At 62.2% G+C, this 23002-nt stretch carries 28 protein-coding genes and 2 pseudogenes; 15 read left to right on the top strand and 15 right to left on the bottom strand.

Annotation, left to right across the window (positions count from 1 at the left end; translation table 11 throughout):
- Positions 1–21: 21 nt before the first annotated feature.
- On the top strand, positions 22–456 hold the full coding sequence (locus VJ651_RS06350) for an HAD domain-containing protein (protein ID WP_324106625.1): 435 nt from the start codon (positions 22–24) through the stop codon (positions 454–456).
- A 1-nt stretch (position 457) separates the two neighbouring features.
- Here the strand turns inward: VJ651_RS06350 and VJ651_RS06345 are convergent, their stop codons facing one another.
- On the bottom strand, positions 458–1612 hold the full coding sequence (locus VJ651_RS06345; protein ID WP_324106624.1) for a polymer-forming cytoskeletal protein: 1155 nt from the start codon (positions 1610–1612) through the stop codon (positions 458–460).
- Positions 1613–1917: 305 nt separating this feature from the next.
- Here VJ651_RS06345 and VJ651_RS06340 point away from each other — a divergent pair, with 305 nt between their 5' ends.
- Positions 1918–2472, top strand: a complete 555-nt coding sequence (locus VJ651_RS06340; protein WP_324106623.1) for a thermonuclease family protein — start codon at positions 1918–1920, stop codon at positions 2470–2472.
- Here the strand turns inward: VJ651_RS06340 and VJ651_RS06335 are convergent.
- Together VJ651_RS06335 and VJ651_RS06330 are read right to left on the bottom strand one after the other, a co-directional pair.
- Positions 2469–2729 (bottom strand): hypothetical protein, encoded by a 261-nt coding sequence (locus tag VJ651_RS06335; protein ID WP_324106622.1) that lies wholly within the window; start codon positions 2727–2729, stop codon positions 2469–2471. The genes VJ651_RS06340 and VJ651_RS06335 overlap by 4 nt on opposite strands.
- Positions 2730–2803: 74 nt before the next feature.
- Positions 2804–3481, bottom strand: coding sequence for an SOS response-associated peptidase (locus VJ651_RS06330; protein WP_324106621.1), 678 nt, complete (start codon positions 3479–3481; stop codon positions 2804–2806).
- 141 nt (positions 3482–3622) lie between these two features.
- On the opposite strand from VJ651_RS06330, the gene VJ651_RS06325 reads away from it, so the two are divergent.
- Positions 3623–4357 carry an SDR family oxidoreductase gene (locus VJ651_RS06325; RefSeq protein ID WP_324106620.1) on the top strand — a complete coding sequence of 245 codons (735 nt, stop codon included), beginning with the start codon at positions 3623–3625 and terminating at the stop codon, positions 4355–4357.
- Between the two features lie 2 nt (positions 4358–4359).
- On the opposite strand, the gene VJ651_RS06320 is transcribed toward VJ651_RS06325, so the two are convergent.
- Entirely contained in the window at positions 4360–5511 is a 1152-nt protein-coding gene (locus VJ651_RS06320; protein ID WP_324106619.1) for a diguanylate cyclase, read from the bottom strand.
- Positions 5512–5651: 140 nt separating this feature from the next.
- On the opposite strand from VJ651_RS06320, the gene VJ651_RS06315 reads away from it, so the two are divergent.
- Both VJ651_RS06315 and VJ651_RS06310 read left to right on the top strand, forming a co-directional pair.
- On the top strand, positions 5652–6305 hold the full coding sequence (locus VJ651_RS06315; RefSeq protein WP_324106618.1) for a lytic transglycosylase domain-containing protein: 654 nt from the start codon (positions 5652–5654) through the stop codon (positions 6303–6305).
- A gap of 738 nt (positions 6306–7043) precedes the next feature.
- A complete protein-coding gene (locus VJ651_RS06310) occupies positions 7044–8117 on the top strand; it encodes a type I glyceraldehyde-3-phosphate dehydrogenase (RefSeq protein ID WP_324106617.1) in 1074 nt (357 codons plus the stop codon).
- Between the two features lie 8 nt (positions 8118–8125).
- On the opposite strand, the gene VJ651_RS06305 is transcribed toward VJ651_RS06310, so the two are convergent.
- Genes VJ651_RS06305 through VJ651_RS06295 form a run of 3 tightly spaced genes read right to left on the bottom strand, consistent with a single transcriptional unit; the run spans position 8126 to position 9323 of the window.
- Complete coding sequence (locus tag VJ651_RS06305; protein WP_324106616.1) at positions 8126–8605, bottom strand: VOC family protein; 480 nt, start codon at positions 8603–8605, stop codon at positions 8126–8128.
- A 23-nt stretch (positions 8606–8628) separates the two neighbouring features.
- A complete protein-coding gene (locus VJ651_RS06300; RefSeq protein ID WP_324106615.1) occupies positions 8629–9057 on the bottom strand; it encodes a hypothetical protein in 429 nt (142 codons plus the stop codon).
- A 53-nt stretch (positions 9058–9110) separates the two neighbouring features.
- The gene (locus VJ651_RS06295) at positions 9111–9323 is read right to left on the bottom strand and encodes a hypothetical protein (protein ID WP_324106614.1); all 213 of its coding nucleotides are present in this window, start codon (positions 9321–9323) and stop codon (positions 9111–9113) included.
- A 112-nt stretch (positions 9324–9435) separates the two neighbouring features.
- On the opposite strand from VJ651_RS06295, the gene VJ651_RS06290 reads away from it, so the two are divergent.
- A complete protein-coding gene (locus tag VJ651_RS06290; protein WP_324106645.1) occupies positions 9436–11835 on the top strand; it encodes a PBP1A family penicillin-binding protein in 2400 nt (799 codons plus the stop codon).
- 21 nt (positions 11836–11856) lie between these two features.
- Here VJ651_RS06290 and VJ651_RS06285 read toward each other — a convergent pair whose 3' ends face one another.
- Both VJ651_RS06285 and VJ651_RS06280 read right to left on the bottom strand, forming a co-directional pair.
- Positions 11857–12093 (bottom strand): hypothetical protein, encoded by a 237-nt coding sequence (locus VJ651_RS06285; RefSeq protein ID WP_324106613.1) that lies wholly within the window; start codon positions 12091–12093, stop codon positions 11857–11859.
- Positions 12051–12224, bottom strand: a complete 174-nt coding sequence (locus VJ651_RS06280) for a hypothetical protein (protein ID WP_324106612.1) — start codon at positions 12222–12224, stop codon at positions 12051–12053. The genes VJ651_RS06285 and VJ651_RS06280 overlap by 43 nt, the downstream gene beginning before the upstream one ends.
- A gap of 1 nt (position 12225) precedes the next feature.
- On the opposite strand from VJ651_RS06280, the pseudogene VJ651_RS06275 reads away from it, so the two are divergent.
- The 3 genes and pseudogenes from VJ651_RS06275 to VJ651_RS06265 form a co-directional block, all read left to right on the top strand.
- Positions 12226–12753: pseudogene (locus VJ651_RS06275) on the top strand (carbohydrate ABC transporter permease); the annotation flags it as partial.
- Positions 12754–12767: 14 nt separating this feature from the next.
- A pseudogene (locus VJ651_RS06270) lies at positions 12768–13082 on the top strand (sugar ABC transporter ATP-binding protein); the annotation flags it as partial.
- A gap of 148 nt (positions 13083–13230) precedes the next feature.
- Positions 13231–14127 (top strand): LysR family transcriptional regulator, encoded by an 897-nt coding sequence (locus tag VJ651_RS06265; protein WP_324106611.1) that lies wholly within the window; start codon positions 13231–13233, stop codon positions 14125–14127.
- Between the two features lie 268 nt (positions 14128–14395).
- On the opposite strand, the gene VJ651_RS06260 is transcribed toward VJ651_RS06265, so the two are convergent.
- The 4 genes from VJ651_RS06260 to VJ651_RS06245 all read right to left on the bottom strand — a co-directional run bounded on the left by VJ651_RS06260 (position 14396) and on the right by VJ651_RS06245 (position 16739).
- On the bottom strand, positions 14396–14638 hold the full coding sequence (locus tag VJ651_RS06260; RefSeq protein ID WP_324106610.1) for a CDGSH iron-sulfur domain-containing protein: 243 nt from the start codon (positions 14636–14638) through the stop codon (positions 14396–14398).
- Between the two features lie 86 nt (positions 14639–14724).
- Positions 14725–15573: a hypothetical protein gene (locus VJ651_RS06255; RefSeq protein WP_324106609.1), complete on the bottom strand. Its 849-nt coding sequence runs from the start codon at positions 15571–15573 to the stop codon at positions 14725–14727.
- A 64-nt stretch (positions 15574–15637) separates the two neighbouring features.
- Positions 15638–16237, bottom strand: coding sequence for a YceI family protein (locus VJ651_RS06250; RefSeq protein WP_324106608.1), 600 nt, complete (start codon positions 16235–16237; stop codon positions 15638–15640).
- 13 nt (positions 16238–16250) lie between these two features.
- The gene (locus VJ651_RS06245) at positions 16251–16739 is read right to left on the bottom strand and encodes a MarR family transcriptional regulator (RefSeq protein WP_324106607.1); all 489 of its coding nucleotides are present in this window, start codon (positions 16737–16739) and stop codon (positions 16251–16253) included.
- 230 nt (positions 16740–16969) lie between these two features.
- On the opposite strand from VJ651_RS06245, the gene VJ651_RS06240 reads away from it, so the two are divergent.
- The 5 genes from VJ651_RS06240 to VJ651_RS06220 all read left to right on the top strand — a co-directional run bounded on the left by VJ651_RS06240 (position 16970) and on the right by VJ651_RS06220 (position 19799).
- Entirely contained in the window at positions 16970–17431 is a 462-nt protein-coding gene (locus VJ651_RS06240) for a hypothetical protein (protein WP_324106606.1), read from the top strand.
- Positions 17432–17466: 35 nt separating this feature from the next.
- Positions 17467–17838 (top strand): DUF1304 domain-containing protein, encoded by a 372-nt coding sequence (locus tag VJ651_RS06235; RefSeq protein ID WP_324106605.1) that lies wholly within the window; start codon positions 17467–17469, stop codon positions 17836–17838.
- Complete coding sequence (locus tag VJ651_RS06230) at positions 17835–18461, top strand: transglutaminase family protein (protein WP_324106604.1); 627 nt, start codon at positions 17835–17837, stop codon at positions 18459–18461. Before VJ651_RS06235 ends, VJ651_RS06230 begins: the two co-directional genes overlap by 4 nt.
- 65 nt (positions 18462–18526) lie before the next feature.
- A complete protein-coding gene (locus VJ651_RS06225) occupies positions 18527–19159 on the top strand; it encodes a class I SAM-dependent methyltransferase (protein WP_324106603.1) in 633 nt (210 codons plus the stop codon).
- Between the two features lie 169 nt (positions 19160–19328).
- Positions 19329–19799 carry a Dps family protein gene (locus VJ651_RS06220; protein ID WP_414691315.1) on the top strand — a complete coding sequence of 157 codons (471 nt, stop codon included), beginning with the start codon at positions 19329–19331 and terminating at the stop codon, positions 19797–19799.
- A gap of 23 nt (positions 19800–19822) precedes the next feature.
- On the opposite strand, the gene VJ651_RS06215 is transcribed toward VJ651_RS06220, so the two are convergent.
- On the bottom strand, positions 19823–20497 hold the full coding sequence (locus VJ651_RS06215; RefSeq protein ID WP_324106602.1) for a hypothetical protein: 675 nt from the start codon (positions 20495–20497) through the stop codon (positions 19823–19825).
- Positions 20498–20647: 150 nt separating this feature from the next.
- Here VJ651_RS06215 and VJ651_RS06210 point away from each other — a divergent pair, with 150 nt between their 5' ends.
- Positions 20648–21847 carry an esterase/lipase family protein gene (locus tag VJ651_RS06210; RefSeq protein WP_324106601.1) on the top strand — a complete coding sequence of 400 codons (1200 nt, stop codon included), beginning with the start codon at positions 20648–20650 and terminating at the stop codon, positions 21845–21847.
- Between the two features lie 21 nt (positions 21848–21868).
- On the opposite strand, the gene ltaE is transcribed toward VJ651_RS06210, so the two are convergent.
- Positions 21869–22939: a low-specificity L-threonine aldolase gene (gene ltaE, locus VJ651_RS06205; RefSeq protein WP_324106600.1), complete on the bottom strand. Its 1071-nt coding sequence runs from the start codon at positions 22937–22939 to the stop codon at positions 21869–21871.
- Positions 22940–23002 lie beyond the last annotated feature (63 nt).

Genomic DNA, 23002 nt, shown 5'->3' with positions numbered 1-23002 from the left:
AACGCAGAGCAGCCTCGCGCCATGATCGTCTTCCTCGACTTCGACGGTGTCCTGCACCCGTTCCACCGGCCGGCCGGGGTGTTCACCCTGCTGGCCGAGTTCGAGCGCGTGATGCGCGACTACACGGATGTCGACATCGTCATCTCCAGCACCTGGCGCGAGGCGCATCCCTTGCCGCAACTGCGGACGCTCTTTTCGCCGGACATCGGCGATCGCATCATCGACGTCACGCCGATTGCCGGCAGCCGCCAACATCCCTATATCCGCGAGGCGGAAATCCGCATGTGGCTGCGCGAAGCCGGGCGCGCGGCCGAACAGTGGGTGGCGATCGACGATTCCGCATGGTTCTTCTCGCCGGATTGCCCCAATCTCATTCTGGTGGACAGCGAAGCCGGATTCAACGTGGCAACCGAACGCGAACTGCGCCGCCGCCTGTCCGCGTCATCATTCACCTGAATCATTCGTGCGCCGTGCGCGCTCCGTGGTAGCTCGTCTGAATCCAGACCGCCCATCCGCCCAGACCGAGCACGACCGCCGCGATCATCACGATGCCGCCGAGGAAAGGAATCGCCGCGGCGATGCTCAGCACGATCAGCGCCAGCAGGAGGAACAGCGCATAGCGCTTCAGGCTCGCCGGTTCCGGCTGCTTCGCGGCGGTGGCAACCTGCCGGCCGATCAGGAAGGCCGTCGCCAGATAGCCCAGCATCAGGCTCAAGGGATAGAGCAGCAGCAGCGCAAAACCGATAGGCAGGCCGATCACCGTGACCATGAACAGGATCGCCACCGGGGGAATCGTGAACACCAAGGCGAGGCCGAGCAACAGGCTGCGCAGCGGATACTGGCGAATCGCGCGCTGCGGACCAAGCGCGGCAGCAGGAAACAGCACATACAGCAGCATGCCCGCCGCCAGCATGCTCAGCACGAAGAAAGGATGGAACCACGCCATCGCACGACGCGGGCCGTGCTCCTTGCTCCAATCCGGCGGTGTCGGTTCGTGCGTGAGCGTGCCCAGCACCTGAGCCGAAGGATCGCGGATCAGGTCGTTCGGGCTGGCGTAAAAAAGGCTGCCGCGAATGATCGCACCCGGCAGCAACTTGATCTGCTGTCCGTAGAGATGCGCGTCGCCGTCGATCTCGCCGGAAATGGCGATGTTGCCGGCGTAAATCCGGACGCCTTTTCGAATTTTCCCGGCCACCGTCACATCGCCTCCCGCCAGCCAGGCCGAGCCCGCCACCACCGCCGCTTCGCCCACGCGCACATCGCCGCCGGCCGCGACCAGTTCGCCGTCGGTATTGCCCTCGATATCGACATGCCCGCCGGCGGCGCGCAGGTCCTGCCGCACCGGCGCGCGAATCGTGACCGAGCCGCCGGCCACGGCCGCGTCGGCACCGACTTCGCGTTCCACGCTCACCCGTCCGCCGGCGGCGAACAGATCCGCCGCGATGGGCGTGGCGATCACGAGATCGCTGCCGCTGATGTAAGTGTTTCCCGCTTCGCTGGTTTGTAGTTGTGACGAGGCAGAATAGGCCGGTGATATCGACAAGCAGAGCGGCAAGCAGACAAGCAGCATGCCGATGCGCATCCTGCTGATGGGAGTGTGTAGGGAGAGCATCAGAATCCTCCTTTCCAGGTGGATGGCTCCATCATGCCGCTAACAGCCCGGGCCGGCTTGAGCCAGGTCACGCACCATGCACCACGCGGCGTTCCCGCATGTCTTGCATGCAAACATGCGCGATGCAAGCGGCGGCGATTTGTGCGCCGGAGCTGTCTGATCCTGTCCACAAAATCCCGGACAGAAAAAATGAAGCGCCACGCAACGCACATCGGGCGCGCATTTTCGGGCATCATAACGAGTGCCCTGCCTCATCGAAACAAGCTGTTACAGCGCGAGCAGGATGCTCTCCGTAGAATCGCTTCATGAAACTGTTTGCACTTCTTTTCGCGCTGGCGCCGCTCGTACCGGCCTATGCCCACAAAGTCATCGGCGTCGCCGATGGCGCCAATCTGACACTCCTCGTTGACGAGCAGCCTTTCAAGGTCCGGCTCGCCAACATCGACGCGCCCGACAAGGCCCAGCCCTTCGGCGCGCAGTCGCGGCAATCCCTCGCCGAGCTCTGCCTCGGCAAGGATGCCAGCTACCAGGAGCAGGCCATCGATCATCGCGGCCGCACGGTGGCGATCGTGACCTGCGAAGGCGTGGAAGCCAATCGCGCGCAGGTCGAGCGCGGCATGGTCTGGGTCTACCCCAAGACCAACCAGGACCTGACGCTGCCGGGGCTGGAGGCCATGGCACGGCAGCGCCGCGTCGGTTTGTGGGTGGACGCCGAGCCGGTCGCGCCATGGGTATTCCGCCATCCGAAAACCAGGAAGATCGCGAAAGTGCCGACGGAGAATACCGACGGCGGAATCTGCTTCACCGACCGGCACGGCGAATACCGCTTCGTCGACGGCATGAAGCGTTATGGATGCTAGGCCTGGTTTTGCTCTTCGACTGCGCGAAGGTACTCCGGCCGTTCGGCCAGGCGTTCGCGCGCACGGAAACTGGACAGAAAAGAAGATGCTGCAATGGCGGACTTGGCCTGTCGCGTCGGCGCCAGTGCGGCTTTCAGGATATCGCGCATGAGCAAGCGCGCTTCGGCAATGTCTTCCCGCAATGAACGACGGGGAAGAAGACCCGCTTCGACGGCCTTGGTGATGGCAGCCGTCAACATATCATCGGTAATGTTCATGTCTCGCTGCATATTGGTTTTATCGGGCCATGATGCCGCGTTGCGCAGGAGAATTGTTTCAAATTTACATCTTCTTACAGACCGGGCAGGGTTTCCTGCGCGGCCGCCTTGCCTAGCCTCGGCGCTGGCCGCGCGACCAGGCGCTCGGACGGATAGCGCACGAAGAAGCGTTCCGCCTCCTCGACCGGACAATGTAGCCACGCGTCGTAGCGCTCCGGGTCGAGTATCACCATCATGCGCTTTTCGTCGCCCGGCTTGTGGAATCGCTGCATCAGCGCATGCCCGTCCGCATTGATGGTCAGCATGGAGAATGACAGCAGCGGCAGACCGTTGCCGCCGTCCTGCTTGTACTCCCAGATACCGGCCACGCCGAGCGGCGCGCCGTCCGCATCGGCGATTTCATAGCGCACCACTTTTCCCGATTCATAGCTCGGTTCATAAAAGGAGCGCAGCGGAATCACGCAAAACTGGTGATGCTTGTACGCATGGCGAAAACTCGGCTTGCTCGCCACGGTTTCGGTGCGCGCGTTATAGGTCTGCCGCGCCAATTTGCTGTCGGCCCAGCCCGGTACCAGGCCGAACATGCCCAGCGCACACGCGCGGTCTCCCGGCACGGCATCCGCGCGCGGCAGACGGATCATCGGCGCCATGTAGCCGGGAAATGCCTCGGCCGGATAATCGGAATCGGGTGGCGCAACACCAAAGAACTGTTGCAACTGGTGATGCGTGGAGGGAAGATAGTTGGCGCACATGAATTCATTCTAGCGCGCGTTTGCGGACAGCGTGTACGCCTCCCTCAAGGAGATTGACGGCGGGCGTATACGCGCTGCTCGTGCACCATTCATGCGCACCATTTATTATGCTGGGAACCTACTCAATCGGAAAGGCACAGCATGAAAGCCATTCTCACCGGACATACACGCGGCCTCGGCGCCGCCATCGCAGAAAACCTGCTGGCGCGGAACATCGCCGTCCTCGGTCTGTCGCGGCACGGCAACGCGCAACTCGGTGCGCAATACCCTGCCCTGCTGGAACAGGTCGCGCTCGATTTGTCGGAGTCCGACGCATCGGCACGATGGCTGGCCGGCGACAGCCTGCGGCGTTTCCTCGCCGGCGAGCAAACGGTCCTGCTCATCAACAACGCCGGCATGCTGCAACCGATCGGGCCGATCCGGCTGCAGGACCCTGCCGCCATCGCGCGTGCCGTCAGTCTCAATGTCGCCGCACCGCTGATGCTGGCCGGCGCGTTTGCCGCCGCAAGCCCGGATGCCGGCGATCGGCGCATCATGCACATCTCCAGCGGCGCGGGACGCAACGCTTATCCCGGCTGGAGCATCTACTGCGCGACCAAGGCCGCACTCGATCATCACGCACGCGCGGTCGCGCTGGATCAGACGCCCGGTCTGCGTATCTGCAGCCTTGCGCCGGGCGTGATCGACACCGACATGCAGGCCGAAATCCGCAAGGTCACACTGGAGCAGTTTCCGTTGCGCGAACGATTCGAAGCCTTGAAGCGCGACGGCAATCTGGCCGACCCGAAGGAATGCGCAAGGCGTCTGGTGGATTATCTGGTGAGCGAGAGTTTCGGGCAGATGCCGGTCGCCGACCTGCGAGAGATCGGCGAATAAGGTCAGTCCGCTTGCACTTGGGCGGCCTGTGCCGTGGCCGCTGCAAGCCGGCTCCGGTTGCGGCCGTCTTCCTTCGCCCGGTACAAGGCTTCGTCCGCGTTCTTGAAGGTCAAGGCCAGGTCCGCTCCCTGCGTATGCTCGGCGATGCCGATCGAGATCGTGACCCTCAAGTCCAGATCGATTTCCGGAAAGCGCAGCTGCTCGATCGTCTGCCGCACTCTTTCGGCTGAAGCCAGCGCTCCCGCGGCGACCGTGTCGGTCAAGACCATGACGAACTCTTCGCCGCCGAAGCGGCCGAACACGTCGGTCAGGCGCAGCGCCCCGGAAGCCGTCGCCGCAACGCGCCGCAACACCGTATCGCCGGCCATGTGGCCATGGACGTCGTTGATCTTCTTGAAGAAATCGATGTCGACCATGCACACGCAGAACGCCGCGCCGTTGCGCGCGCAACGCTGTCTTTCTTCCTCCATCCTATCCATCACATAGCGCCGGTTGTAGACGCCGGTCAGCTCGTCGCGAATCGCCATTTCGCTGATGTGCCGCACGGCTGTTTCGAGGTCCGCGTTGCGCTTTTCCAGCTCCTGGTTATTGATGCGCAGCTTGCGGCGCAGATTGCCGATGTAGCCGGCAAGGAAACTGAACTCCACCAACGCCACGAAGAGCGCCAGCCATTGCACCACCTCGACCTTCAGCGTGATTTCGCCCGGACGGTACACCTGCAGCAAGGCGATCAGGACCGCATAACCGACCAGCATGAATGCGCCGAAGGCGGCGAAATCGCGCGTCTTGAAGCGGAACATGCCGAACACCAGCATCGACACGCCGAGCAGCAGGAAGGTGGCCCGGAAATCGTCCGCGTAGTACATCAGATAAAAGCCGGAAAACGTGGCGATTACCATCTGCGGCTTGGTCAGGCTCGGATCGGCAAAGCGCTTGTTCAGGCCGGAGCGGATCAGCGTATACACGCACAGGTGGATGAGCAGGACGAAGCTGACGTAGATGGCGAGGGTCTGCGTGGTGAAATAGTTCATCCACCAGCAGGCAAGGACAAACGTGAAATTCATCGCGTAGGCGCCCGTGGCGAACACAAAGCGCTTGATCCTGAGCCGCTGCTCCGGCTCATCAGGAAGAAAGGCAAAACGCTTCACTGTCATTTTTTCACCCGTTCAATATCGATACGATACCTGCCATCCTTTACCAAATGGTAACTGAAAGGTTACCAACTTTACTGGATCTTCGTGCTTGCAGGAAATATTGTTGCTGGCGTATCGTATGGAGGAGCAGGGAGGATGCAATGAGCTCCAGACAAAGGAGAGGTTTTGCGCCGGCGCGGCAATTCATGCTGTGCATGGCGCTCTGCGCGGCGGGCATGGCGCAGGCGGAAGAGTCGAAGATTTACCGGTCGTACGATCCATCGAGCAGGACGCCCACGTTCTCGGATCGGCCGATCAACAGAACATCGCGCATTTACGCCGTGTTCGACGGCAATCAGCTATGGCCGCGCTCGGGCGCCGGCCCGGTCTCCCTGCCGCAGCTTGCGGCCCGGCGCAGTGCGGTCGAACCTCTCGTCCAGCGTGTTGCCGGCATGCACGGCGTGCATGCCGCCTTGCTCAAGGCGATCATTGAAGTCGAGTCCGGCTTCGACGCCGGTGCGCGTTCGCCCAAGGGGGCGATCGGGCTGATGCAACTCATGCCGGCGACCGCGGCGCGCTACGGTCAGTTCAATTTGTATTCGCCGGAACAAAACGTCGACGTCGGCGCGCGCTATTTGCGCGACCTGCTCACGCTATTCAACGGGAACGTGCGCCTGGCCGTCGCTGCCTATAACGCCGGCGAAAATGCCGTGATCCGCCACGGCCGTCGCGTGCCGCCCTACCAGGAGACGATGCGCTATGTGCCGATGGTGCTGGAGCGGTATGACCGCTTCCGGCTGCATGCCGCCCCTTGAATTTGACGCGGCGAGGTGTAGGCTTGATGGGTATCCAAGGCACGCGTCGAGGGCGATCCCCGGGCGCGTGGAGCGAAGAAAAGGAGTCCAACGTGGATCAGCATCAAAAATGCGAGCGGCATGACCTCGACCGACCCGGCGACGCACGACATGCCGAAGCCCCCGATCCGAATCCGACGCTGCCCGCGGAGCGGCCCAGGATCCCCTTCTCCTGGATGGTCAGCTACGACGGCAGGAAAGCGCGGCGCAACATCGCCTACTTCGAACACGGCGCGCGCAATTGCCGGCACGCGTATCCGGTTCATGTGTTCATGAGCGCGCTGACCCCGGCGGTGGTCATCTCCTTCGTGCCGCTGAACGGCGTGCGGGAACCGCATGTGCGCGAGTGGTTCGCCAGCTACCATGAAATCCCGGTCGAGGAAGCGAAACGCCGGCTAGACGCCTATCCCGAATGGCCGTATGACGGACGCGACGCGGATATCGTGCGCGCGGAACAGCTGAACGATCCGCATTACCATCACCACGCGATGCTGGAGCGCGCGGGAAAAACAGGTGGCGATGCGCAGGTAGTGACGCTGGCGGCAGGGGAATCGCGAACGACGAACATCAAGGCCCGGGACTTGCGCATCAGGCTTGTCCCGTATAATTCCTCCTTGTCAACGGACAGTGCGCTGCTGCGAACGGCAAGCGCATGGAAACATGTCCGCGCCTTGATCGACTCCACGACTCTTCAATCCCATGCCCCCTTCCCGCGCCAATCCAAGCAGCACCGACCAGCCCGTCAAACTCGCGATCAACGGTTACGGCCGCATCGGTCGCTGTTTTCTGCGCGCGCTGTACGAGTCGCCGCTCAAGGAGCAATTCCGGGTGGTGGCGATCAACGAGCCGGCCGATCTGGCGACCATCGCCTATCTGTCGCGCTTCGATTCGACGCATGGCGTTTTTCCCGGCAAGGTGGAAGTCGGCGCCGATCAGTTGACGATCGATGGCCGCGCCATTCACGTCAGTCATGCGACCACGCCGGAGGCGGTGGACTGGGCAGGGCTGGGCGTCGATCTGCTGGTCGAGTGTTCCGGTCAGTACGCGCACCGTCACGAGCTGGTGCGCTTTCTCGAAGCGGGCTGTCCGCGCCTGTTGCTGTCGCATCCGGGCAATAGCGCGCAGGATGTGGACCGCACCATTGTGTACGGCGTCAACCAGGATGATCTCGTGGGCGACGAGCGCATCGTTTCCAATGCCTCCTGCACCACCAATGCGATCGTGCCGGTGCTCGCCATGCTGGACCGTGTATTCGGCGTCGAGCATGCGCTGATGACGACGCTGCATTCGGTGATGAACGATCAGCCGCTGATCGACAGTTATCATCACAGCGACCTGCGCCGCACGCGCTCGGCCATGCAGTCGATCATTCCGGTATCGACCGGACTGGCGAAAGGCGTGGAGCGGCTGATGCCGCAACTGGCGGGAAGGGTGCAGGCCAAGGCGATGCGCGTGCCGGTCATCAATGTATCGGCCATCGATCTGGTCGTCAGCTTTGCGCACGATGTCAGCATCGAGCAGATCAACGCGTTGTTTTCCAATGCCTCGTCGGAACACGCCGGCCTGTTCGCCTATTCCGACGATCCGCATGCGTCGGTCGACTTCAATCACAATCCGCATTCCGCCATCGTCGACGGCAGCCAGACGCGCACCATCGGGCCGCGCATCGCGAACATGCTGGTGTGGTTCGACAATGAATGGGGATTTGCGAACCGCTTGCTGGACGTGGCGCACGTCTGGCAGCAGCGGTTCGCGGCACGCGGCCTCAGGTAGTCAGGCAATCAGGTAGGCTGCTGGCCGAACATCGCCATCGCGCGCCGGCCCAGTTCGTCGGCCGGCACGTCTTCGATGTGCGTGGCGATCCACCATTTGTGGCCGAAGGGATCGACCACCATGCCGCCGCGGTCGCCGTAGAACTGGTCGGCCACCGGCCGTTCCAGCTTCGCGCCGGCCTTGACCGCGCGCTCGACCAGCGCGTCGACGTTTTCCACATAGAGATGAATCATCACCGGCGTGCCGCCGAGCGTGTCCGGACTCTTGCCGCCCATCTCCGGATATTCGTCGCTCAGCATGACCGGGGAATTGCCGACGCGGATCTCCGCGTGCCCCACCTTGTTGCCCGCCGGATCGGTCATGCGGAACACTTCATCCGCGCCGAAGGCTGTCTTGTAGAAATCCAGCGCCGCTGCCGCATTCTTGATGGTCAGATAGGGCGTCACGGTATGAAAGCCGTCGGGAATCGGTTTTACCTTTGCTGTCATTGCACAGTCTCCTTGTCTGCAAGCTACAAACCGCGCAACAGCATCTCCGTATTGACGACGCGTACGCTGTTGCGCACCAGTATTCCGTTTTCAACAAACCAGCGTTGCGCGACGAAGGGGCCGTAACCCGTCTCCTCGCGTATGGCGAACTGAAACACCGCGTCCCAATCCATGTCGCGCGGCATCACCCACAGCACCTGGTGTCCGTTGTAGGCGCGAATGCCGGCGTGTTGCAGATTCGCGCGCACACCCTCGGCGCGCTGTTCGCGGCCGGCAGCATACATGCCGTCAAGATCCGGCACCGGCAGCACGCCAGGCACGCGCCGCTGTTCGATGGCCGTGGCGCCGGTGCGGAACTTGGCCCAGTGGCCGACCAGGGCATTGGTGACAAATTGCAATTCGCTCTCGCTGAGCGGTTCATCCAGGTAAAAGCAAGGCAGGATCAATGGCATGGGCTCCGGAGAAATTCGGCATCGATACCGCAGGATAAACCCTCTGTGCCGATTTAAACAGAACCCGCCCGTCGCACGCTGATATCGGCCAAGCTCCCCATCGCATGGCAGTGTGCGCGCAGGCTCCTGACAGCCTGGTGGCAGGTGCCTTGCATGGTGCTTTCCATAAGGCGATGAACACTTTTCAGAAATGACAAAACCAAACAGACATGCGCTTGTCCAATTTTCAATTCAAGGTCAAGAAAAAGGATGTCGATGGTGGACAACGAGAATCCGCAACAGCAAGACCTGCAACATTCTTCCGGAGACAACAGACCTTCCCGCAGCCGCGCAGTCCTTCGCTACACCCTCAGGGTGGTGGCTGCATGCACAGTCGTGATGATCGCCGCGGCCATCGTCGCCGGCGGCTACATCGCGAAGACCGCCCCGCAGACGCCCGACATCGAAGGCATGCTCGACATGCAGAGCGCGATGCCCAGCACCTTGTTGTCGGCCAAGGGCACGCATCTCGCCACCTTCGGCCGCCCGCAGCAGGAACTGGTCCCGCTCGACCATGTATCTCCCTATGTGATCAAGGCGCTGATCGCCACCGAAGACCATCGCTTCTACGATCATCAGGGCATCGATGTCAGCCGCACCTTGTCGGCGGTGCTGCATACCGTGCTCGGCCAGGCGCAGGGCGGTTCGACCATCACGCAGCAGCTGGTGCGCAACATGTTTCCGGAGGAAATCGGTCGCGCACGCACCATCGATCGCAAATTGCGCGAGATCATTACCGCGATCAAGGTCGAGAAGCGGTACAGCAAGGACCAGATCCTGGAAACCTATCTGAATACCGTCCCCTTTCTCTACAACGTGACCGGCATCGAGATGGCGGCGCGTACCTATTACAGCAAGCCGGCGGCCGAACTGGATCTGCTCGAAAGCGCGATGCTGGTGGGCATGCTCAAGGGCACCAGTTATTACAATCCGATCATCAATCCGGAACGCGCACACACACGGCGCAACGTGGTGCTCAATCAAATGGTCAAGCACGGCATGCTGCCCGCGCAGCAATTCGATGCGCTGCGTGACGCACCGCTGCAGGCCAGGCTGAACCGCCCGCCCGAACCGATCGATGTCGCGCCGCATTTCACCGAGTATGTGCGCCGGCAATTGCTGGAATGGACGGAGCAGCATGGATACGATCTGAATACCGATGGACTCGTCATCTACAGCACGCTCGACGACGAGTTGCAGGACGCCGCCAGCGAGGCGGTCGAACGGCAATCGGAAGTATTGCAGGCGATTGCCGATGTCGAATGGGGGCGCAGCACCTCGCGCGTCGCATCGCACACGCCGAAGGCCTACAAGACGATGCGCAAGAAGGTCGAACCGTTCCAGCATTTCTGGAGCGAGCATGCCGCGCTTGTCGATGCCTTCGTCCGCGAGAGTCCCGAATACAGAAAAGCCGTCAGCAGCGGCCAGGCGCCGAAAACCGTGCTGGCGAAACTGAAGGACGACAGCGCATTCATGCGCCGCCTGCGCGAGAACAAGACGCGGCTGGAAGCCGGCTTCGTTGCGATGGATCCGGCCAGCGGCGAGGTCAAGGCCTGGGTCGGCAGCCGCGACTTCGAGCGCGACCAGTTCGACCATGTCGCGCAGGCCGAGCGCCAGCCCGGTTCCACCTTCAAGCCCATCGTGTATGGCGCCGCGCTGGAACAAGGCTTCCGCCCGGACCGCATCTATCCGGACGGCCAGGTGGAAATTCGCGCCAACGACGGCAGCATCTGGCGACCAACCGACATGTCCGGCTATTCCGGCCGCATGATGAGCATGCGCGAAGGGCTGATCTATTCCAAGAACACGATCACCGCGCAGGTGATGCAGGATGTCGGCCTGCCCACCGTCATCGGCATGGCGCGCGCGATGGGCGTCACGCAAAGCCGCCTTGACCCGGTCCCTTCGCTGTCACTCGGCACCAGTCCGGTGACCCTGCTGGAAATGGTGTCGACCTATGCCACCATCGCGCAGATCGGCGAATACCGCAAGCCGGTCGTCATCCGGAAAATCACCGACCGTGACGGCAAGGTGCTGGCCGAGTTCAACGCCGAGCCGCAGCGCGCCATGTCGGAAGACACCGCGATCGAGCTGATCGACATGCTGCGCGGCGTGGTGCGACAAGGCACCGGCACCGAAGTGCGCAGCCGCTTCAACATCGTGGCCGACATCGCCGGCAAGACGGGCACCACGCAAAACAACACCGACGGCTGGTTCATCCTGATGCATCCGAACCTCGTGGCCGGCGCGTGGATCGGCTTCAACGATCCGCGCGTGACGATGCGCAGCGACTACTGGGGCCAAGGCGGCCACAATGCCATCCTGCTGGTCGGCGATTTTTTCCGCGACACGCTCAAGACCAAATTGATCAACGTGAAGGCAAAATTCCCGCAACCCAAGCGGCCGCCGCCATTGATGGTCAAGGCGCCGGACAAGGACTGGATCGACCAGCTCAATGAGGAAGACATGATCCCGCCGGGTTACGGCGTGGTGACGCGGCGTAACAGCGACACCGCGGTCGTGGTCGGCCCCAACGGCGTGCAGACGGTGGAGCGCAGCGACGGCGGCAACCGTGGCAACAGCCGCGTCTTCTTGCCCGACGAACTGGACCGCTTCCTGAGCGGACTGGACCGCGACCCGGCGACCGGCAAGCGCACCGAACGCAGCAGCGGCGGATCGGTCAGCCGTGGCAGCGGCAATGCCGGCGGCGACACGATGTTTCCGGGACCGATCCAATAGTGGGCCGCCGGCAAACCTGCGCTACCAGGCCTTGAGGATTTCGCTGCGCTTGGCCTGATACTCCTGCTCGTCGATCAGATTCTGCTCGCGCAGACGCTTCAAACCTTTCAGCCGCGCCTCCTGCGCCAGGTAATAGCGCTCGCCGCGCTCGACCGCTTGCGGAGCAAGGGCAGGCGCACGGCTTTCCGGAGCGGCCGCCGCTGCCAGCGGGAAAATCAGCCAGTCCTTGCGACGGCGAACCGCATGGTCGGCCGCCACGGGTCGGCCTTTGCCAGCACCTTGCGCAGTCCTTGCGCGAGGCTGGTCGCGGCATTCTCGTCAAGCAAGGGCACGGCGTCGCTGCCCGGCCGGAGTCCGGCCAGGGCCTGACTCAACCAGTCGACCGGCAATGCCTGCACCGGCGTGCGCTGCGACGGCCTGGCTCCCTTCTTCTTGAACTCGGTCTACATGGCGGTGCCCGCGGTGCTGATCTCGACCATGATCGGCTCGCTCAACGGCTACGTCCTGTCGCACTGGCGCCTCCGGGGTTCCGAGATCGTGTTCACCGCATTGACGGTGGGCTGCTTCATCCCCTTCCAGGTCGTCATCCTGCCGATGGCGCGCATCGACGGCGCGGGCTTCTTCATGATCTATCGCAGGATCATCTTCCCGCTCTCGCTGCCGAGCTTCATGGTGTGCTTCATCTGGCAGTTTACGCAGATCTGGAACGACTTCCTGTCCGGCGTGGTGATCGGCGGCTCGGACGCGCAGCCGATCACGGTCGCATTGAACAACCTGGTCAACACCTCGACCGGGGTCAAGGAATACAACGTCAACATGTCGGCTGCGATCATCGCGGCGCTGCCCACGCTCCTGATCTACCTGGTCGCGGGCAAGTACTTCGTGCGCGGGCTGACCGCCGGCGCCGTCAAAGCTTAGAGGAGACAAGATGAATGGCCAACTTATCGATACGCAATGCGCGCAAGGTGTACCCGAACGGGAGCGAGGTCCTCAAGGGCATCAACATGGACATCGATCACGGACAGTTCCTGATCCTGGCCGGCGATCGCGTGGTCAACAATGTGCCGCCGAAGTCGCGCGACATCGCCATAGCCTTCCAGTCGTACGCGCTGTATCCGACCATGACGGTACGCGAGAACATCTCCTTCGGTCTGAACATTCGCAAGGTACTGGAGAAGGAGCAGGACATCATCGTCGAGCGCGTCGCCGAGACGCTGCAGATGAAGCATCTGCTCGACCGCATGCCGGTCGGGGCGACGCGCATTGCCCTCCCCCTTCAGCCATGGCAAGATAGCTGCATGCAGGCAATGCTGCGGCGGTTCAAATCCTGAACGAAGCGATGAGCGCTTCCACGCCCGTCCGATGCAGCGCCCATCCACTCCAGCAAGGTCGAATTTGGACACTCTCACCAGTATGAAGGTGTTTGCCGCCGTGGTCGACACCGGCAGCTTCGCGGCTGCGGCCGACCGCCTCGACATATCGCGCGCGATGGCGTCGAAATATGTCGCGCACCTCGAAGAACATCTCGGCACGCGCTTGCTCCAGCGCACCACGCGCAAGCTGACTCTGACCGAATCGGGCACCAGCTATTACGACCGCTGCGCGCAGATCCTGGCCGATATCAGCGAAGCGGAAGAAGGCGCGGTGCGCCACACCGAAGCGCCGCACGGCACCTTGCGTCTGACCATGCCGGTGTCCTTTGGCATCCTGCACATGGGGCCGATCGTGTCGGACTACATGAAGCAGTACCCGGACGTGAAGGTCGATCTGCTGCTGAACGATCGCCGCGTCGATCTGATCGAGGAAGGACTGGACCTGGCGGTGCGCATCGGCTTGATGCCGGAGTCAGGCCTGATCGCCAAGAAACTTGCCTCCGACCGCATCGCCATCTGCGGCGCACCCGAGTACCTGAAGCGCCACGGCATGCCCGGCACGCCGGCCGACCTGGCGCATCACAACTGCCTGATGTACAGCTATGCGGCGACCGGCGACGACTGGAAGATGAGCGGGCCGGGCGGCACGCACACGGTCAAGGTGGCAGGCAGCTTGCGTGCGACCAACGGCGACATGATCCGGCTGGCGGCCCTCGGCGGCGTCGGCCTGATTCGGCAACCGCTGTTTCTGGTGGGAGAAGATATTCGCGCGGGGCGACTGGTGGAAGTGCTCGGCGAGTACAGCTCGGGCGAGCTCGGCATCTACGCCGTGTACCCGAGCCGCAAGCACTTGTCGGCGAAGGTGCGCACCTTCGTCGACTTCGTGGCTGCGGCGCTGGCGCTCAAGAGCGAATGGTGATAGAACTCATTTCACCAGTTGGAGGGCTCGCGAAGGTGGTCTGGACGGATGCAGTGCAAGGCGCGGCGCGACGCGCAGGGTGGCCCCCTGCGCTAGCGTCGCAACGCCGCAATGCGCCGTCCAGACCACCTTCCCGGAGGGTTCGCACCAGAATCGGCGCTGCCAGCGTTGCGCTCCTTGCAAATAGACACCGCTATTTGACGCGTCGCGCGCCTTGCCAGCCCCGATTCTGGAGCGAACGCGGGCCTTCCAACTGGTGCAATGAGTTCTATAGCTGCTTGTGCGCGCCGTCGCACAGCGGCGAACTGGCGCTCTGCTTGCAGCCGCAAAAATACACGGTCTTGCTTTCCGCGGCCGTGTATTTCTGCGGCGTAAACGTGGTGCCTTGATGGCTGCCGTCGCAGAAGGGCTGCGCCTTGCTGCGACCGCAACTGCACCAGTAATAGTCCTTGCCTGCTTCCACATCCACCGCATGCGGCGTCTTGCTTGCAACGATTGCTTGACTGCTCATAGAAACCTTTCGTTAAACAAAATTGCTGTACCTGCGCGGACACGCCGTCCGCGCGCTGTCCGAAACCTTCGTTTCGAATTCCATTTTCAATAGCCGCCCGCGTCCTGCGCCGCCTTGATCGCCAGCCCGATCGTGCACAGCACCGGAATCGCTGCCAGTATCGTGGCGGTGAACCACGATCCCGCGCCGCCGCAACGTGCGCGCCAGCGATTGAACGCATGCACCAGCGGATCGGCAAGCAGGCCGGCAACCAGCAGGGCGACGTAAGCCAGCGACAAACCGGCATACAGATACGCATTCATCAGCAGCACGCCAAGCAGCAGCACCGCGACGCCGGCCGCCGCGTCGGAAAACGACGCACGCACGCGCCGGAAATTGAACGCGAGACCCGCCGCAAGGCAGGATGCGAGCGCGCCGCTCAACTGGCCGATGGCCTGGCTTGAATCGAGCAGCAACACCAGTCCGGCGCCGCCCGCCACAACCATCATCGACAGCGACGGCGTGGGCCGGTACTGTGCGGCGTCGCCCAGATAGGTCCACGCGGCGCAGACCAGCGCGGCGGTCAGTACCGCAGCGAGCGCCACTTTCGCCAGGCCCAGCCCTTCCAGTCCGAACCAGCCCACCGCAGCGGCAGCCAGCAGCGCCAAGGCAAAGCGCGCCATCATCCGTATTCCGGCATGCCTGCTGCGTTCAATGGCCACCGCGCTCAGTGTGCCGAGCAGCGCGATCGCCGGCACCCAGTCGAGCGACTGATGCGGCACAGCCGACCACTGCGCGTGCAGGATCGCGAAATAGGCGGCGATGAAACCCGCGCCCAAGGCGATCGCCGAGACGGCAGCGTGACGACGCAAGGCGAACAGCAGCGCGAGCGTCACGCCGAAGGGAAGCACGGCGCTTTGCAAGAGCAGCGGAATGACAAAGGACGGGTTGGGCATGGCGGAACTCCTTGCTGCAAGAATGGGCAGGCGCCGGCCTCGACGTGAAGCCGGCGCGCAGGCATTACTGCTTGATTGCTTCGATGTTGATGTGCAGATCGACTTCATCGGTGGCTGCGCCCGGCACGCCATAGTTCATGCCGAAGTCGGTGCGCTTGATGGTGCCGCTGGCGACGTAGCCGACGCGTGTCTCGCCCTTCATGCCCTTGCCCGAACCGATCTGCTTGAGCTTGAGGGTGACCGGCTTGGTCACGCCATGCAGGTTCAGGTTGCCGGCCAGCGTGCCTTCACCGGCTGCGTTCAGCGTCACGGCAGACGAGGTGAAGCTCATCGTCGGAAACTGCACCGCATTGAAGAAGTCGGGGCTCTTCAAATGCTTTTCCAGCGGCTCATGCTTGGTGTCGATGCTGTCGGTCTTGATTTCGACCTTGATCTTGCTCTTTTCGGGCGTATCGACGACCAGGTCGCCGGACATGTCATTGAAGCGGCCCATGAAACGGCTGATGCCGCCGAGATGGCCGATTTCGAAGTAGGCGACCGAGTGGACCGGATCGATCTTGTAGTTGCCGGCCGGTGCCGGGTTGGCTGCGAAAGCGGACGCCGACAGCGCAAGGCCGGCAACAGCGATGATGGAGGACAGGGAGCGAAGTGCGGAGTGAGACATGTTGCTGATTCCTTTAGTGACGCAAAGCTTGGTTGAAAAATTCCCGAAAACGGCGGAAGCTGGCTTCGAAGCTGCTGAGGTCTTCATGATCGAATCCGGCAAACGCCTCCTGCAAATAGGCGAAATGGTGATTGGCTACCCGCTCGAAGGTCACCCGGCCTTCGTCGGTGAGGTTCACGACGCTGGAGCGGCGGTCCTGCGGCGACGTGCTGCGCCGCGCCAGTCCCTTTTGCTCCAGCCTGTCCACGATCCCGGTCAGCGTGCCCTTGGTAATTCCCGCCTGCTGGCCGAGCGCCTTGCATGAAATGTCCGTGCCCTTCGCGAGCACCGACATCACCGAAAACTGACCCGGCGTCAGGCCGAGCTCACGCAAGTGGCGCGATGCGAAGACCTCGAACGCGTGATAGGTCAGGCTCAGCTCGCGTGCCGCGGACGGCATGCGTGCAGCGGTCTCTGGACGGCTCGACAGGGATGGGCAAATGGCTTTGATCGGATGGTTCATTGCTCTGGGCCGGGACGGTACGTGTTAGGACGAAGACATTCTATTGCTGCTAACCTGGTAGATAAACAGCCTGAATGGAACGACACTGTTTCTTGTTTGTTGATAATTAAGCGAGGTGACTTGCTGGGGGATGCTGCGGGCGAGGCAATCCTGCAATTCAGGCAATGTTATATTTGTTGTAATGCATGCTATGAACGTGGACAACGACTCGATCACATGAGGAGATTTGGATGCCGGATTTGGAAAACGATCAAGCTGCGGCTTTACCCGCTGCCCTTGCGAAACTCAAGGACTATCTTGCAGATGCTTTGGCGAAAAGGTATGACCCATCGAGCCGATATGTCTTTGTGCCTACGTCGGATCTGTCCGGGTCGGCTCCGCTGTACGGCCCGAACCTGGATTACGTGGTCTGGCAGTTGGCCCTGTATCTCGTCGGCGGGCCGGTAACTGGAAACGAATCGTCGCAGGACGCTGCACGCGCCGCTTTGAAACAGAAATTCCCGATCGTTTATTCGAACTACATAAAGAGCAGCATCAAGAATGTGAATGACTTTCTGCAGTTCGACACGACACAAAGCCTTTTGATTTACGGCTACACCGATTGGGCGGAGCGGATCAAGATCATGTTCCTGGATGAATACATCCAAAGACTGAAAGACAGAATGCAGCAAGAAGGTATTGCACCTGATTGAAACCTGACCCCGCAAAATTGAACGAAGGATTCAACATGAATATCGCCGCCGACATCGTTGTGGGTCTCGTCGCCCTGCTGCACCTGTATTTTCTTGTGCTGGAAATGGTCCTCTGGGACAAGCCCGCCGGGCTCAAGGCATTTGGCCAGACGCTGGAGCAAGCCAGGGCATCCAAGGTGCTGGCCGCCAACCAGGGGCTCTACAACGGCTTTTTGGCAGCCGGGCTGATTTGGGGGCTGTGGTCAGGTGCGGGCGGAGCAAGCATCAAGATTTTTTTCTTGTCTTGCGTGTTGGTCGCCGGCGTGTACGGCGCCGCCACCGCGAGCCGCAAGATTCTCTTTGTCCAGGCGCTTCCCGCTGCAATCGGCCTGGCCCTCGTCGCCTTTTCGATGCGCGCCGTCACATGAACACATCGCCCGACATGAGCCCCTATCTGGCATGCAGCGAATATATCGACGGCGACCACCCGCAGGTAAAAAGGAAGGCCGCCGATCTGGCGCAAGGCTGCGGCTCCGAGGAAGACATCGTCCGCAACTGCTTTGAATTCGTTCGCGATGCGATCAAGCATAGCGGGGATTTCCAGCTCGATCCGGTCACTTGCCGCGCATCCGAGGTGCTCGAGCATGGCACCGGCTATTGCTACGCCAAGAGCCATTTGCTGGCCGCGCTGCTGCGCGCGAACGGCGTTCCGACAGCCCTGTGCTACCAGCGACTGGCCGTCGGTACCGAAGGCCCGCCCTTCTGCCTGCACGGCTTGAACGCTGTTCATCTGAACAATCACGGCTGGTATCGCATCGATGCGCGAGGCAACAAGCCGGGCGTCGATGCGCAGTTCTGCCCGCCAATAGAGAGATTGGCTTTCCCTGTATTGAGCACGCAGGAGCGGGATCTGCCGGAGCTATGGACTGCGCCATTGCCGCAGGTCCTGGAAGTGTTGCGAAAGTACGCGTCGGTGAAGGAGGTGGCGGAAAATCTGCCGGACATCGCGCTGCTTCCCGTCAAGCTTGCAGCGGGAGCCCGCACCGCGTGAGCGCGCAAGCCGCACGCTTCGCCTGCCACCTTGTCCAAACAGGACTCAACTTCATGGACACAGACATGAACGCCTCCGCCCCCAACTGGTATGAGCGCCACCTGCTCCCCCGGCTCCTCGACTTTGCTTGCGGCCTCAGGCCGGTATGGCGTCAGCGCCATCAGCTGATTCCTCTGGCGAAGGGGCGCGTGCTGGAGATCGGTATCGGCACAGGATTGAATCTGGAACACTATGACCGCGCGCAAGTGCAGACCATTATCGGCCTCGACCCCGGCGTGGAGATGCATCCGCTGGCACGCAAGCGGGCACGCAGTGCGGGCATCCCCGTCGAGCTCGTCGGCTTGTCTGCCGAACGGATTCCCTTTGAAGCAGAGAGCTTTGATACCGTGCTGGTCACGTATTCCCTGTGCACCATTCCCGATCCGGTGGCGGCTCTGAAGGAAATGCGCCGCGTCCTCAAGCGTGGCGGCAAGCTTGTCTTTTGCGAACATGGACTGGCGCCCGAACCCTCGATCCAGGCATGGCAACATCGCCTCACGCCGCTATGGTCAAAGATCGCGGGCGGATGCCACCTGGACAGAGACATTCCGGCGCTGCTGCGCGAAGCCGGGTTTCAATCGCGTGACATGCAGACCGTGTACTTGCCGGGGCCGCGGCCCTTGACCTACAACTACTGGGGCACCGCAGAAGCGGTATGAGCCGAGCGTTGCACGCCTCGCGGCGGGGCATGTCGGACCGCTTGCCTGCATGCCGTGACGCAAGCGCAAGGAAATCCCGAAGCTTCTTCGCCTGAATCAAGTCCATGCGCGAACCCCGGCAGCGGGCGGCTGTCGTATCGATAGATCAATCGCTCAGGAGAGGCTCATCATGCAAATCGACATCGGTATTTCCGAACAGGACAGGCGTGCCATCGTCGATGGTCTATCGCGCTTGCTGGCCGATACCTACACGCTCTATCTGAAAACGCATAACTTTCACTGGAACGTTACCGGACCGATGTTCCAGACCCTGCATCTGATGTTTGAAACGCAGTACACCGAGCTAGCGCAGGCGGTGGACCTGATTGCCGAGCGGATTCGCGCACTCGGCAGCCCGGCGCCGGGCACCTACGGCGATTTTGCGCGCTTGAGCTCCGTCAACGAACCGGACGGTGTGCCGAAAGCACAGGAGATGATCCGGCAACTGGTGCAGGATCAGGAAACCGTGGTGCGTACCGCACGCGCAATGTTCAAGGCGGTCGACCAGGCCGGCGACGAGTCGACCGCGGACTTGCTGACGCAGCGCATGCAGGTGCATGAGAAGACCGCGTGGATGCTGCGTTCTCTGCTGGAGACCTAGCACACAGCGACCCCGCCTGACGGTCAGAACTTGTAGTTGATGCCGACCCGCAGCACCGGGTAGAGCTTGAGCTTGCCCACTTCATCGCGCAGCGCGGCGTTTTCCTTTGCCACGTCATTGGCAAACTGATTGCACATTGCCGCCGGCGCGGTGCAGCCGCTGTTGGTCAGCGTCGTCTTCGGCGAACCCTGGAACAGTACGCCGATATCGGTCGCGAACGACCAGCCCTTGTCCTTTTGTGACGGCCGGCCCCAGCCGATGCCGAGATAGGGCGCGACCTTGTTGAAATCGACTTTTCCGGTCACTTTTCCGAAGCTCGTTGCGTCATAGGTGTTACCCTGAATCGTGTAACGCCCGCTCGCATTCGAGCGTCCCTGCACGTCGATGCGGTTGCCGTTGTAGGCAAGTCCGGTGGTGATGCGGAAGCTGCTGTCCTTTTGCGGATACCAGTCGAGCAAGGCGTCATAGGTCTTGGCCTTCAGGTTCAAGTCGTAGTCCATGTCGCTGGTGCGGCCGCTGTAGGAATAGCCGAGATAGCCGAGGCCGACGCGCGCATTGACGTTGGGAGTCAGCGGGATGGTCGCATGGAAGCCGAAGCCGGTGGTACCGACTTCGCCGGCCACGCCGATATCGGCACGGGCATTGGCGGCGGCGAATGTTGCGGCGAGGACACCGAGAGCTGCGAGGGTTTTCTTCACTAATTGATTCCTGTCATGAGTGATAAATGGTCAAGCCAATTTTTCATCCATGCAAATTTGCCTGACGTACAGGGGCTTCTGACAGGCACCTTTCCGACCGGTTCCACGATTTTCCGAACGAATTGCCCGATACAGGAAGAAAGAATTTCCATGAAAAAAGAGCGCCACATTCACTTGTCCGATCTCCGCGCGCTCGTCAGTCTTGCTACCGAAGCGACACTCGGCGTCACCGACCTGGTAGAGGCAATGCACGGCTCGGTCGTGCGCATGCCCGGAGCGCAGCCGAAGGAGCGCACGAGCGGCCTATCCGGTCTCATCTATAACGCGGTGCGCGGCCTGGCACGTTTCGCCGGCGGCGGTATCGACACGGCGCTTGCGAAGCTGAATCCCTATTTCGGCGAACACGCGTCGACGCCGGAGCGTGAAGCAGTGCTCGCTGCATTGAACGGCGTGCTCGGGGATTACATGGCGCGAGGCAATAATCCGCTGGCCATTCCCATGCAGTTTCGCCAAGCCGGTCAGCCATTGCTGCTGGAACGGCAGTCCCTGCGCGCGACGTTTCCGAAAGCAGGCCGCAAGCTGATGGTGCTCGCGCATGGCCTGTGCATGAACGATCTGCAATGGCTGCGCAAGGGCCACGACCACGGCGCGGCGCTGGCGCGCGATCTGGGCTACACGCCGCTTTATTTGCATTACAACAGCGGCCTGCACATCTCGGCCAACGGCCATGCGCTGGCCGCGCTCTTGCAGAACCTGGTAAAGGAATGGCCGCACCCAATCGAGGAGCTCACCCTCGTTTGCCACAGCATGGGCGGACTGGTGGCGCGCAGCGCCTGCTACTACGCGGCGCAGGAGCGGACTGCCTGGCTGCCGTTGCTGCGCAAGCTGGTGTTCCTCGGCACGCCGCATCACGGCGCACCGCTGGAGCGTGCCGGCAACTGGGTCGACATCCTGCTCGAAGCCTCGCCTTATGCAGCACCGTTCGCGCGCCTCGGAAAAATTCGCAGTGCCGGAATCACCGACCTGCGACACGGCAACGTGCTCGATGAAGATTGGGAAGGACGCGACCGTTTCGTCCGTGCTCCCGACTCGCGCCGGCCGCTGCCCTTGCCGGACGGCGTGCTCTGCTATGCGCTGGCCGCGGTGCTCAGCAAGAAAAGCAGCGAATTCACGGAGCGCGTGCTGGGCGATGGACTGGTGCCGCTCGACAGCGCACTCGGGCGGCACGCCGATCCGGCGCGCTGCCTGGAATTCTCGCCAGACCGGCAATGGAGCGGCTTCGGCCTCGGCCACCTGGACTTGCTCAGCAGCGCGGAGGTGTATGCGCAGGTCCGTGCCTGGCTGGCTTAGCAGCAGGTTTTCAAGACCCTCTCAGAACGCCGCCATCACCTGGACGGCGCGTTCCACATCGCCGTTCGTCACATCCAGATGCGTGACCCAGCGGATGCGTTTCATCGTCTGGTTCTTCAGGCGTTGCGTGCTGGACGTGACCTTCACCTTGTTGTCGGCGAGGTGCTGCAGCAGCGCATCGGCAAGACCGGATTCGACATCGAAGAACACGATATTGGTTTGCGCGTCGTGGGCGACGGCCTTGCCCGCCAGCCTCGCATTGGATTGAACGACTCGCGACAAGCCATCCGCCAGCGCGCGCGCATTGACGTGATCATCCGCCAGCCGATGCACGTGATGTTGAAGGGCATGCATGCCTGCGGCCGCGATGAGACCGGACTGGCGCATGCCGCCACCCAGCATCTTGCGCAGGCGCCGCGCCTGCTGGATGAACTCCCTTGAACCCAGCAGCAGCGATCCGATCGGCGCGCCCAGTCCCTTGGAAAGGCAAACGGAAACCGAATCGTAGCCGCGGCAGATCTCGCGCGCCTGCTGCACCGGATCGCCGGCGTCTGCCTGCGCAAGCGCGACTGCCGCATTGAACAGGCGCGCCCCGTCGATATGCGTGCGCAGGCCGCGGCGCGCGGCAAGGGCCTGCACCTCGCGCATGTACGACAGCGGCAGCACCTTGCCGCCGGTGGTGTTTTCCAAAGTGACCAGACGCGTCCTTGCGAAATGCGGATCGTCCGGCTTGATCGCCGCCTCGATATCGGCCAGCGCGATGCTGCCATCGGCCTGGTGTTCCAGCGGCTGCGGCTGGATCGAGCCCAGCACCGCCATGCCGCCCGCTTCCCAGCGGTAGGTGTGCCATTGCTGCCCGACGATTGCTTCGTCGCCGCGCTGGCAGTGCGTCATCAGCGCGATCAGGTTCGATTGCGTGCCGCTCGGCGCCAGCAGGGCCGCCTCGAAACCGAGCATCCCGGCCGCCAGTTCCTGCAGTCGGTTGACGCTCGGATCCTCGCCGAATACATCGTCGCCCAATGGCGCATCCAGCATCGCCTGCTTCATCGCGGCGGTGGGTTGTGTCACGGTGTCGCTGCGAAAGTCGCTCATGTCTGTCCCATCCACATTTCGAGGCCACCATTATCGGATTTTTTCATACGGCTGGCTGAGGAC

Origin of the sequence: Noviherbaspirillum sp., from assembly GCF_035254865.1 — a bacterium.
Classification (GTDB): domain Bacteria; phylum Pseudomonadota; class Gammaproteobacteria; order Burkholderiales; family Burkholderiaceae_D; genus Noviherbaspirillum.
The sequence above is the reverse complement of the archived record's forward strand: the minus strand, read 5'-3'. Positions and strand labels throughout refer to the sequence as shown.

Excerpts from the sequence above, each read along its gene's own strand:
- VJ651_RS06345 (WP_324106624.1), bottom strand. The coding sequence starts at position 1,612 with ATGCTCTCCCTACACACTCCCATCAGCAGGATGCGCATCGGCATGCTG.
- VJ651_RS06350 (WP_324106625.1), top strand. The coding sequence starts at position 22 with ATGATCGTCTTCCTCGACTTCGACGGTGTCCTGCACCCGTTCCACCGG.
- VJ651_RS06300 (WP_324106615.1), bottom strand. The coding sequence starts at position 9,057 with ATGCCATTGATCCTGCCTTGCTTTTACCTGGATGAACCGCTCAGCGAG.
- VJ651_RS06260 (WP_324106610.1), bottom strand. The coding sequence starts at position 14,638 with ATGAGCAGTCAAGCAATCGTTGCAAGCAAGACGCCGCATGCGGTGGAT.
- VJ651_RS06325 (WP_324106620.1), top strand. The coding sequence starts at position 3,623 with ATGAAAGCCATTCTCACCGGACATACACGCGGCCTCGGCGCCGCCATC.
- VJ651_RS06335 (WP_324106622.1), bottom strand. The coding sequence starts at position 2,729 with ATGAACATTACCGATGATATGTTGACGGCTGCCATCACCAAGGCCGTC.
- VJ651_RS06240 (WP_324106606.1), top strand. The coding sequence starts at position 16,970 with ATGCCGGATTTGGAAAACGATCAAGCTGCGGCTTTACCCGCTGCCCTT.
- VJ651_RS06320 (WP_324106619.1), bottom strand. The coding sequence starts at position 5,511 with ATGACAGTGAAGCGTTTTGCCTTTCTTCCTGATGAGCCGGAGCAGCGG.
- VJ651_RS06230 (WP_324106604.1), top strand. The coding sequence starts at position 17,835 with ATGAACACATCGCCCGACATGAGCCCCTATCTGGCATGCAGCGAATAT.
- VJ651_RS06305 (WP_324106616.1), bottom strand. The coding sequence starts at position 8,605 with ATGACAGCAAAGGTAAAACCGATTCCCGACGGCTTTCATACCGTGACG.
- VJ651_RS06250 (WP_324106608.1), bottom strand. The coding sequence starts at position 16,237 with ATGTCTCACTCCGCACTTCGCTCCCTGTCCTCCATCATCGCTGTTGCC.
- VJ651_RS06245 (WP_324106607.1), bottom strand. The coding sequence starts at position 16,739 with ATGAACCATCCGATCAAAGCCATTTGCCCATCCCTGTCGAGCCGTCCA.
- VJ651_RS06340 (WP_324106623.1), top strand. The coding sequence starts at position 1,918 with ATGAAACTGTTTGCACTTCTTTTCGCGCTGGCGCCGCTCGTACCGGCC.
- VJ651_RS06310 (WP_324106617.1), top strand. The coding sequence starts at position 7,044 with ATGCCCCCTTCCCGCGCCAATCCAAGCAGCACCGACCAGCCCGTCAAA.
- VJ651_RS06220 (WP_414691315.1), top strand. The coding sequence starts at position 19,329 with ATGCAAATCGACATCGGTATTTCCGAACAGGACAGGCGTGCCATCGTC.
- VJ651_RS06330 (WP_324106621.1), bottom strand. The coding sequence starts at position 3,481 with ATGTGCGCCAACTATCTTCCCTCCACGCATCACCAGTTGCAACAGTTC.
- VJ651_RS06255 (WP_324106609.1), bottom strand. The coding sequence starts at position 15,573 with ATGCCCAACCCGTCCTTTGTCATTCCGCTGCTCTTGCAAAGCGCCGTG.
- VJ651_RS06290 (WP_324106645.1), top strand. The coding sequence starts at position 9,436 with ATGATCGCCGCGGCCATCGTCGCCGGCGGCTACATCGCGAAGACCGCC.
- ltaE (WP_324106600.1), bottom strand. The coding sequence starts at position 22,939 with ATGAGCGACTTTCGCAGCGACACCGTGACACAACCCACCGCCGCGATG.
- VJ651_RS06225 (WP_324106603.1), top strand. The coding sequence starts at position 18,527 with ATGAACGCCTCCGCCCCCAACTGGTATGAGCGCCACCTGCTCCCCCGG.
- VJ651_RS06315 (WP_324106618.1), top strand. The coding sequence starts at position 5,652 with ATGAGCTCCAGACAAAGGAGAGGTTTTGCGCCGGCGCGGCAATTCATG.
- VJ651_RS06235 (WP_324106605.1), top strand. The coding sequence starts at position 17,467 with ATGAATATCGCCGCCGACATCGTTGTGGGTCTCGTCGCCCTGCTGCAC.
- VJ651_RS06210 (WP_324106601.1), top strand. The coding sequence starts at position 20,648 with ATGAAAAAAGAGCGCCACATTCACTTGTCCGATCTCCGCGCGCTCGTC.